The 3,258-nt window shown below is 48.0% G+C and carries 3 protein-coding genes; all 3 read right to left on the reverse strand.

Features of this window, described 5'->3' with window-relative positions; translation table 11 throughout:
• A partial coding sequence (locus Q3886_RS09600) for a dihydrofolate reductase (RefSeq protein WP_301861232.1) occupies positions 1-453 on the reverse strand: 453 nt, incomplete at its 3' end.
• Positions 453-1,244, reverse strand: a complete 792-nt coding sequence (locus tag Q3886_RS09605) for a thymidylate synthase (protein ID WP_301861233.1) — start codon at positions 1,242-1,244, stop codon at positions 453-455. The genes Q3886_RS09600 and Q3886_RS09605, both read right to left, overlap by 1 nt.
• Before the next feature lie 11 nt (positions 1,245-1,255).
• Complete coding sequence (gene recQ, locus Q3886_RS09610) at positions 1,256-3,079, reverse strand: DNA helicase RecQ (RefSeq protein ID WP_301861234.1); 1,824 nt, start codon at positions 3,077-3,079, stop codon at positions 1,256-1,258.
• Positions 3,080-3,258 lie beyond the last annotated feature (179 nt).

Genomic DNA, 3,258 nt, shown 5'->3' on the forward strand with positions numbered 1-3,258 from the left:
TTTATTACCTGCATCTGCATCATGCCGTTCTGTTTCCACTACCTTCCACCGCCTATCATCGACAGCAGGAAAAAACGTATCGGCCGGAAAGAGGGCATCAATTTCAGTAAGATACAGACTATCTGCCCGATTCATAAAAGCAGTATATATAGAAGCACCACCAATAACAAAATACTCCTGCCTGGGATCCAGATCTTGGCATACCTCTTCTACAGAGTGATATATTTGAACCTGATCTGTATCGGCAGCGTAGTTGCGCTGCGTCGTAATAACCATATGCAGCCGCCCTGGAAGCAGGCCAGGCAGACTTTCAAAAGTCTTGCGCCCCATAATCATCGGATGCCCCATCGTCACTTGCTTAAAATGTTTCAAATCAGCAGGAATATGACATAACAGCTGATTATTCCGGCCAATGCCGCCGTCTTTTGCTACTGCCGCTATCATATGGATCATTACACAGCCACCTCCATCGGTAATTTTCCCAAATGAACATAGTTGTCAAGCTGTATATCATCAGGTGTAAACTGGTAAAAGTCCGCAATATCCGGATTCAGCAGCAGCGTCGGCGCCTTCACAGCCTTCTCTCTGCGTGCCAGCTGTGTTTTCAGGGCTTCAATATGATTTTCATAAATATGGGCATTATTAATGACATGTGTAAATAACCCTGGCTGCAAGCCAACGGCCCGGGCAATGAGGTGAACTAAAACGGCGTACTGCGTCATATTAAAAGGTACGCCCAGCCCCATATCGCCGCTGCGCTGAATGAGCATGCAATTCAGCCGATCGTCTGTGACATCCCATAAGGTCTGATAGGCACAGGGCTGCAATGCCATATCCGGCAAATCTTCAATATTCCATAAGGAAACGATCATGCGGCGATTCTGCGGATCTGTCCGCAGCGTATGCAGCAGCGTATCGACTTGCTTGTATTTTCGAATCTGATATCCATAGGCTTTACCAATGGTGCCGTCAGGGCGCATCCATTCATCCCAGACGTGGCAGTTCATGCGCTGCAGTTCCCGCACATCATTACTCTGAAGCTGCCAGATCCACAGCAGTTCCTTTACCGCCGTTTTAAAAGCAACGAATTTGGTCGTCAGAATAGGAAACTCTTCTGCCAGGTCAAACTGCATGATTTGATGGGGCAATTTATACGTCGGCACGCCAGTCCGATTATTTGCATAATATCCATGTTGTAAAATACGATCGACAATTTGTAAATACTGTGTATCTGCAATGCTCACTTCATTCACCTCTATGGTTGTTCAAATTGCTGTACGGCCTGAATAAACTGCCTGCCGTACTTATTCAGTTTAAATTCGCCTACGCCTTTAATGGCAGCCATTTCGTCCAGCGTTGCCGGTTTCGTATCGGCAATTTCCCACAATGTGGCATCCGAAAAAATGACAAACGGCGGAATGTGCTCGCGCTGGGCCAGCGTCATCCGTACAGCCCGCAGGGCATCAAATAAAGGACGAAGAGCTTCTTCATCCATGCTGATTCTATTCGTTCTGCTGCGTTTTTTAGGCAGTGCAGCAATGGGCTCTGGTTTGGAAATCACCCGTTCCTGTACAACCCGGGTCTGCCCGGCCAGAACGTCTCGGCCGGCAGCGGTCATCTTGACGATAGGGTACTGTCCCTCAGACTGTTCCAAATAGCCGTCATCAATGGCCTGCCGCACCATATCGCGGATTTCCGTTCCGCTCAAATCACCAAGCAGCCCAAAGGAAGCGTTTCGCTCAAATCCATACCGTTTGATCTTGCTATTCTGACTCCCTTTCAGTACATCACAAACCAGGGAAAGGCCAAACCGTCCTTTTAATTCATCTACGCACTGACAAATCTGCCGCACTTCATAGGTCCGATCTTCTTCTACTACCTCCTGATCGCAGGCACTGCAGTTTTCACAGCGCTTCCATTCAGGATGCTCGCCAAAATACTGCAAAATATACCGCCGCAGGCAATGATGGCCTTCGCAGTACTGAACCATGCAGTTCAGCATGTGCAGTTCCCGCTGCCGTTGTTCCGGATTATGAACAGACAGATCAATCAAATATTTCTGTACCATAATATCCTGGCGGCTAAACAGCAGCACACATTCACCAGGAGCGCCGTCACGGCCGGCCCGGCCAGCTTCCTGATAGTAGCTTTCCAGATTTTTGGGCATCTGATAATGAATGACAAAACGAACGTTGCTTTTATCAATTCCCATGCCAAATGCATTAGTAGCGACCATAATATCCACCGTATCATAGGTGAAATCATCCTGTGCTTTACGGCGGGCCTCATCAGTCATACCGGCATGATACCTGCCGACGCGAAGGCCCCATGCTTTTAATTCCGTATAAATACGATCGACTTCTTTTCGCGTTGCTGCATAAATAATGCCGCTTTCCCGAGGATGGTGCTGAATATACAGCCGAACGGCGGCCATCTTATTGGCAGGCCTGGCAACACGGAAATACAGATTAGGCCGATCAAATCCGCCGATAAAAATCCGTTCATTCTGCAGTCCCAACAGCTCCAGCATATCCGATTTTACTTTATCTGTTGCCGTTGCTGTAAAGGCACCGACAACAGGTCGGTTAGGAAGGTGAAGAAGCCAGTCTTTAACAGCACAGTAACTGGGCCGAAAATCATGGCCCCACTGCGAAACGCAATGAGCTTCATCAATAATCAGCATAGCAACGGGCATGGTCTGCATGAAGGCCGTAAAAAACTCATTTTGCAGTCGTTCCGGCGATACATAGACCAGCTTAATCCGTCCGGCCCGAATGGCAGCAAAGCGCTGTTTCAATTCGTCCAGCGTACACTGACTGTTAATATACGTTGCCGGAATCTGCTGCGTTATCAGTGCATCTACCTGGTCTTTCATCAGCGAAATAAGAGGAGAAATGATGAGCGTAATTCCCGGCAGCAGCAGTGCCGGAATTTGAAAACAAATGGATTTTCCTGCGCCAGTTGGCATAACTGCCAGGCAGTCTTGTCCGTTCATCAGTGTCTGTATGACTTCTTCCTGGCCAGGACGAAATGCATCGTAACCAAAATACTGTTTGAGAATATCAATAGGACGAACCATGAAACCTCCTGTGCAAACAAACGAACGATGACAGCAATGCCTTTATTTTACCATGACTTACGCGGTAATACAACGCAAAACGCCCCCTCCTGGCGTATACGAAAAAAAAGAACGCATACGTGATGTATACGTTCTTTGCTGAATCAGCGGCTTCCTATCCTTCCAGGGGGCCTCCCCCC

Source organism: uncultured Megasphaera sp., from assembly GCF_958350005.1.
GTDB lineage: Bacteria > Bacillota > Negativicutes > Veillonellales > Megasphaeraceae > Megasphaera.

Bases quoted from the DNA above. Each gene is read 5' to 3' on its own strand.
- recQ (WP_301861234.1), bottom strand. From the start codon at position 3,079: ATGGTTCGTCCTATTGATATTCTCAAACAGTATTTTGGTTACGATGCA.